The organism is Pseudorhodobacter sp. (assembly GCF_030452865.1).
Taxonomy (GTDB): Bacteria; Pseudomonadota; Alphaproteobacteria; order Rhodobacterales; family Rhodobacteraceae; genus Pseudorhodobacter.
The window spans coordinates 1-5,211 of sequence record NZ_JAKDLJ010000261.1; the positions used below are offsets into that span (position 1 = coordinate 1).

7 protein-coding genes and 1 pseudogene are annotated in these 5,211 nt (G+C 60.1%); 4 read left to right on the forward strand and 4 right to left on the reverse strand.

The features are described from left to right. A partial coding sequence (locus L0H65_RS13970; RefSeq protein ID WP_301459661.1) for an FAD-dependent oxidoreductase occupies window positions 1–765 on the forward strand: 765 nt, incomplete at its 5' end. 25 nt (window positions 766–790) lie between these two features. Then, on the forward strand, window positions 791–2,089 hold the full coding sequence (preA, locus tag L0H65_RS13975) for an NAD-dependent dihydropyrimidine dehydrogenase subunit PreA (RefSeq protein WP_301459662.1): 1,299 nt from the start codon (window positions 791–793) through the stop codon (window positions 2,087–2,089). Between the two features lie 19 nt (window positions 2,090–2,108). On the opposite strand, the gene L0H65_RS13980 is transcribed toward preA, so the two are convergent. Beyond that, on the reverse strand, window positions 2,109–2,462 hold the full coding sequence (locus tag L0H65_RS13980; RefSeq protein ID WP_301459663.1) for a hypothetical protein: 354 nt from the start codon (window positions 2,460–2,462) through the stop codon (window positions 2,109–2,111). A gap of 104 nt (window positions 2,463–2,566) precedes the next feature. After that, window positions 2,567–3,172 carry a TetR family transcriptional regulator C-terminal domain-containing protein gene (locus L0H65_RS13985; RefSeq protein ID WP_301459664.1) on the reverse strand — a complete coding sequence of 202 codons (606 nt, stop codon included), beginning with the start codon at window positions 3,170–3,172 and terminating at the stop codon, window positions 2,567–2,569. A gap of 215 nt (window positions 3,173–3,387) precedes the next feature. Between L0H65_RS13985 and L0H65_RS13990 the strand changes: the two genes are divergently transcribed. Then, the gene (locus tag L0H65_RS13990) at window positions 3,388–3,684 is read left to right on the forward strand and encodes a VOC family protein (RefSeq protein WP_367652000.1); all 297 of its coding nucleotides are present in this window, start codon (window positions 3,388–3,390) and stop codon (window positions 3,682–3,684) included. 6 nt (window positions 3,685–3,690) lie between these two features. Here L0H65_RS13990 and L0H65_RS13995 read toward each other — a convergent pair whose 3' ends face one another. Both L0H65_RS13995 and L0H65_RS14000 read right to left on the reverse strand, forming a co-directional pair. Further along, a complete protein-coding gene (locus L0H65_RS13995) occupies window positions 3,691–4,140 on the reverse strand; it encodes a heme-degrading domain-containing protein (protein WP_301459665.1) in 450 nt (149 codons plus the stop codon). Window positions 4,141–4,155: 15 nt separating this feature from the next. Next, complete coding sequence (locus L0H65_RS14000; RefSeq protein WP_301459666.1) at window positions 4,156–4,800, reverse strand: TetR/AcrR family transcriptional regulator; 645 nt, start codon at window positions 4,798–4,800, stop codon at window positions 4,156–4,158. Between the two features lie 100 nt (window positions 4,801–4,900). Between L0H65_RS14000 and L0H65_RS14005 the strand changes: the two are divergent. Beyond that, window positions 4,901–5,211, forward strand: a pseudogene (locus L0H65_RS14005) (Zn-dependent hydrolase); the annotation flags it as partial.

A 5,211-nucleotide genomic window follows, 5' to 3' on the forward strand; every position in this document is an offset into this window, starting at 1 on the left:
AGCTATAAGACGCCCGAAGAATTCGCGGCGCGTGAGGTTGACTGGCTGCTGAAAATCGGCGGCATCACGGTGAAAACCGGGGTGGAGATGGGGCGCGATGTGACTCTGGCGGAGTTGCAGGCCGATTATGACGCGGTATTTCTGGGGATTGGCCTTGGCGGCGTGAACCAGTTGCGCGCGCCGGGTGAGCAGATTGGAAATGTCGAAAACGCGGTGGACTTCATTGCGGCTTTGCGCCAGCAGCCTGACAAGTCGAAGCTCAAGATCGGCCGTGATGTCGTGGTGATCGGCGGAGGCATGACGGCGGTGGATGCGGCGGTGCAGTCGCGGCTGCTGGGCGCGCAAAACGTCACCATCGTTTATCGCCGCGCGCAGGAAAAGATGAGCGCGTCTGCGCATGAGCAGGACCACGCGCAGCAGGTTGGTGTCCGCATCATCTGCAACGCCGCCCCGGTGGAGGTGATCGGTGACGGCAACGCCGTGACTGCGGTGGAGTTCTGCTATACCGAGGATGGACCGGATGGGTTGCGGATGCTGCCTGACAACTTCACCCTGAAAGCCGATCAGGTGTTCAAGGCGATCGGACAAACTCTGGTCGCGCCGGATGGGATGGACGGTGCGAAGCTGGACGGCAAACCGCTGGCAAGGGTTTGGGCCGGCGGCGATTGCACAGCGGCGGGTGAGGATCTGACCGTGACAGCCGTGGCCCAGGGACGCGACGCGGCAGAGGCGATTCACGCTGAACTTATGGGGGCGGTGGGTTAGCACCCACCCTACGGAGGATATTCACATGGCCAATCTGACAACGAATTTCATCGGCATCAAATCCCCCAACCCGTTCTGGTTGGCCTCCGCGCCGCCGACGGACAAGGAATACAACGTGCGCCGCGCCTATGAGGCGGGCTGGGGCGGCGTGGTCTGGAAGACGCTCGGCTCCGAAGGGCCACCGGTGGTGAACGTCAACGGCCCGCGTTACGGCGCAATCTGGGGGGCGGACCGGCGCTTGCTGGGGTTGAACAATATCGAGCTGATCACCGACCGCCCTCTGGAGGTGAACCTGCGCGAGATCAAGTCGGTGAAGCGCGATTACAGGGACCGGGCGCTGATCATTTCGCTGATGGTGCCGTGTGATGAGCAGTCGTGGAAAGACATCCTCAAGCGGATCGAAGATACCGAGGCCGATGGCGTGGAGTTGAATTTCGGTTGTCCGCACGGCATGGCGGAACGCGGGATGGGGTCTGCTGTCGGCCAAGTGCCGGAATATATCGAAATGGTGACGCGCTGGGTGAAACAACATTCCCGCATGCCCTGCATCGTGAAGCTGACGCCGAATATTTCCGACATCCGCTTGCCTGCGGCGGCAGCAATGCGCGGCGGGGCCGATGCGGTGAGCCTGATCAATACGATCAATTCGATCACCGGCGTCAATCTCGATACGTTCAGCCCGGAGCCGATGATCGACGGAAAAGGCTCCCACGGGGGCTATTGCGGCCCGGCGGTGAAGCCGATTGCGTTGAACATGGTGGCCGAAATTGCGCGCTCAGCGGAAACCCGGGGCTTGCCAATCTCCGGCATCGGCGGCGTGACAACCTGGCGCGATGCGGCGGAATTCATGGCGCTGGGGGCCGGTAATGTGCAGGTTTGCACGGCGGCGATGACCTATGGTTTCAAGGTCGTGCAGGAGATGATCTCCGGCCTGTCGCAATATCTGGATGAAAAGGGCATGGCTTCGACAGCCGATCTGGTCGGCAAAGCGGTGCCGAATGTGACGGATTGGCAATTCCTCAACCTCAACTATGTGACCAAGGCGTTGATCGACCAAGACGCCTGCATCAAATGCGGGCGCTGTTATGCCGCCTGCGAAGACACCAGCCATCAGGCGATCTCGATGAGCGCGGACCGGGTGTTTGAGGTGATGGACGACGAATGTGTCGCCTGCAACCTGTGCGTCAACGTCTGCCCGGTGGAGGATTGCATCACCATGGTTGAACTGCCGAAAGGTGCCGTAGACGCGCGGACCGGCAAGACGGTTGGTGATTATGCCAATTGGACGACGCATCCGAACAACCCGAGCGTGGCAGCGGAATAAGCATCGAGTACAACAGAGGTCAGGCAAAGCGTTCTTCGCTGCCCGGTTCTGCGTTTGGTACGTCATTGGTCATGGCCCCGATACTATCGCGGGCCGAGGCATATCCAATTGCGGCGGCGCTGGCTTGGGCCGCAATCTGCGTTGCAAGACTGAGCGCGGCGGTGGACGCGGGTGGGTCGGCCAGAAGCGCGCGGATGATCGCAGTTTTTTCACGCGGTTCGCGCGCGGTCTCTGCGGCAATCCGGGCCTCCTCGACGCTGAGCGGCGCGGGGAGGATTGGGCGTTCGGCAATGGAGGCGACAGCCTTGTTAACTTCGACCATTGGGGCAGGGTTGGGCGCGGTGACGCGCCCTGAAATTGGGAAATCCATCATGGTGTTCCGATCCCGCTGAGGCCCCCGCCTGACAGCCATCCTAGCAGAAACCACGCCTTGCCGCTTGGCTGATATAGCGCATACTTTCAAAAATTCTTAATGATTTATGCCGCCAACAACCGGCGAAACAGCAGGTCGAGGAAGGCATCTGCCTCAGCGAACGGGTCATGACCGGGGCCGAGGACGGCCCTCACCTGCACGTCGAAATCGGCATAATGTTGCGTCAGCGACCAGATCGCGAAAATCAGATGCACGGGCGGCATCGGCGCGATTTTGCCCTGATCCATCCAGTGCTGCAAAATCGCGCATTTTGCGTCGACCAGCGTTTTCAGGTCACCCTCGATTGCAGCAAGGATACGGGGCGCACCTTGCAAAATCTCATTGGCGAACAGGCGGCTTTCGCGCGGATAGTCGCGACTGATTTCCAGCTTGCGATGGACATAACCCATAATTTCCACCAATGGCTCTCCTTCCGGGTCCATCGCGCGCAATGGGTCGAGCCAGGTGTCGAGCAGTTCCGAAAGCAGGGCCGTATGGATCGCCTCTTTCGACGGGAAGTAATACAGCAGGTTCGGCTTTGACAGGCCCGCAACTTCGGCAATCTGATCCAGTGTCGACCCGCGAAAACCACTGGCCGAAAAGACATCCAGCGCGGCATCAAGGATGGTGTCGGAGTTTTTTTGCTGGATGCGGGTTTTCGGTTGCGCCATGGTAAGTCCTGCGAAGATCGAGGGATGATGGTAGCGCGGCTTCGGCGACGGGTCAAACGCAATGCCGTAGCCGTCGGCGCGGCTTTCGGAAATCCCGCGCAAGGCCGGGTGGAATCTGCTGGTCTCGATCCTGAAATTGCGGAGGGTGCCATGAAAAACGTGACGGGGATCGGCGGTGTTTTCTTTCGGGCAAAGGACCCTGCTGCACTAAGCAAATGGTATCAGGACGCGCTTGGTATCGACGGTATGGAGAAGGGCTGGAGCCAGGAGAGTGGCCCAACGGTTTTTGGCCTTTCCAGCAGGATACCGACTATTTTGGCGCGGCGGATCGGCAATGGATGCTCAATTTCCGGGTGCGGGATCTGGACAGGTTGATCATCCATCTGCAGGGGCTGGGGATTGAGATTGTCACCAAGGCGGAATGGGATTCGGGAATTGGGCGCTTTGCGCGCATTCACGACCCCGAAGGCAATCCAATTGAGTTGTGGCAACCGGCAGCAGACGCGTCCTGACATAGCTCAGCGCAGGCAATGGGTGATGCCTGCCACGACCAGCGCGTGATCCTCTGCCTGCGGCAAGCCGGAAACCGTGACGGCAGCAACCACCATCCCGCCGCGCAGACGGATCGGGAAGGAACCGCCGTGATTGGCGTAGGTCACATCGTCCAACCCCTCATCAGCGAAGGTTTTTCCCTTTCCGCGCATCCGGGTGCCGAGCAGCAGCGACGAGCAGTGGAATTTCAGAACGGCGTTGGATTTGCGCAAGGCCCACAGATCGTTGAGCGGCGTCGCCCCCGGCAAGGCTGCGTGAAACAGGGTTTGGTCAGCAGTGCGGATGTCGATCACGATGGGAAGGTTGCTGCGCCGCGCTTCCTCCAGCAGGGTCTCGCCCAAATCGAGCGCGGTGTCGGCGGTGAACTGCGACCAGATCAGCTCCCTTTCTTGCTGTTGCAGGCTGTCGATATCCATGATTGTCCCTTTGGCCTAGATCGCGCCGATGCCGCGCAGAATGATTTGTTTGACATTGTCTTTCGCGATTTGCCATTCCGCATTGGACAGCGGACGGCCGAAATTCAGTGTCGCGACCTGATGGCCGAAATCGGCGTAATGCTGCGTTGTCGCCCAGAGCATGTAAAGCAGGTGTCGCGGGTCGATCGGTGCCATTTGGCCCGCATCAATCCAAGCCTGAATCACCGCGATGCGGCCATCGGTCCAGTCGCGCAGGGTGCCTTCGAGGTAGTCCTGTATCACCGGCGCGCCATGCATCACCTCTGACGCCCAGACTTTGGAGCCGTTGGGGTGGCGGCGCGAGATCTCCATCTTGGCGTCGATATAGGCACCAATTCCGGTTGCGGGATCAGGGGCGTCATCGAAACTGGCGGCTGCGTCGAGCCAGATCTCGAAAATCTCCTGCACGACACGGCGGTAAAGTTCCTCCTTTGTCGCGAAGTAGTAGTGCAGATTGGCTTTCGGCAGGCCAGCGATATCGGCGATCAGTTGCATCGTGGCGCCTCCGAATCCGGCTTCGGCAAAGACCGATTCTGCCGCCGCCAATATCGCGCGTTCATTCTCGGCGCGGGTTTGTCGCCGGGTTTGCGGGCGTTTCATAGGGTGCTTGGTGATTGGCATGGGCGTGGGGGCGAATCTTCTTGACCGATTGGTCAGCTTGTGTTGCGCTATCACCAAAGCATAGGGCGGCAAGGAAACCGGCGGCAAGGGGGAATGACAAATGGCAGCACCGGGCGAAAACCTTCGCATCAATGGCGAACGGCTGTGGAACAGCCTGATGGAAATGGCGCAAATTGGCCCCGGCGTGGCGGGCGGCAACAATCGGCAGACCTTGACCGACGATGATGCGACAGGGCGCGCTTTGTTCCAGACATGGTGCAAGGCGGCGGGCATGACCATGGGCGTCGATACCATGGGCACGATGTTTGCCACCCGCGCGGGGGAGGACCCAAAGGCGCTGCCCGTCTATATGGGCAGCCATTTGGATACCCAGCCAACGGGCGGAAAATATGACGGCGTGCTGGGGGTTTT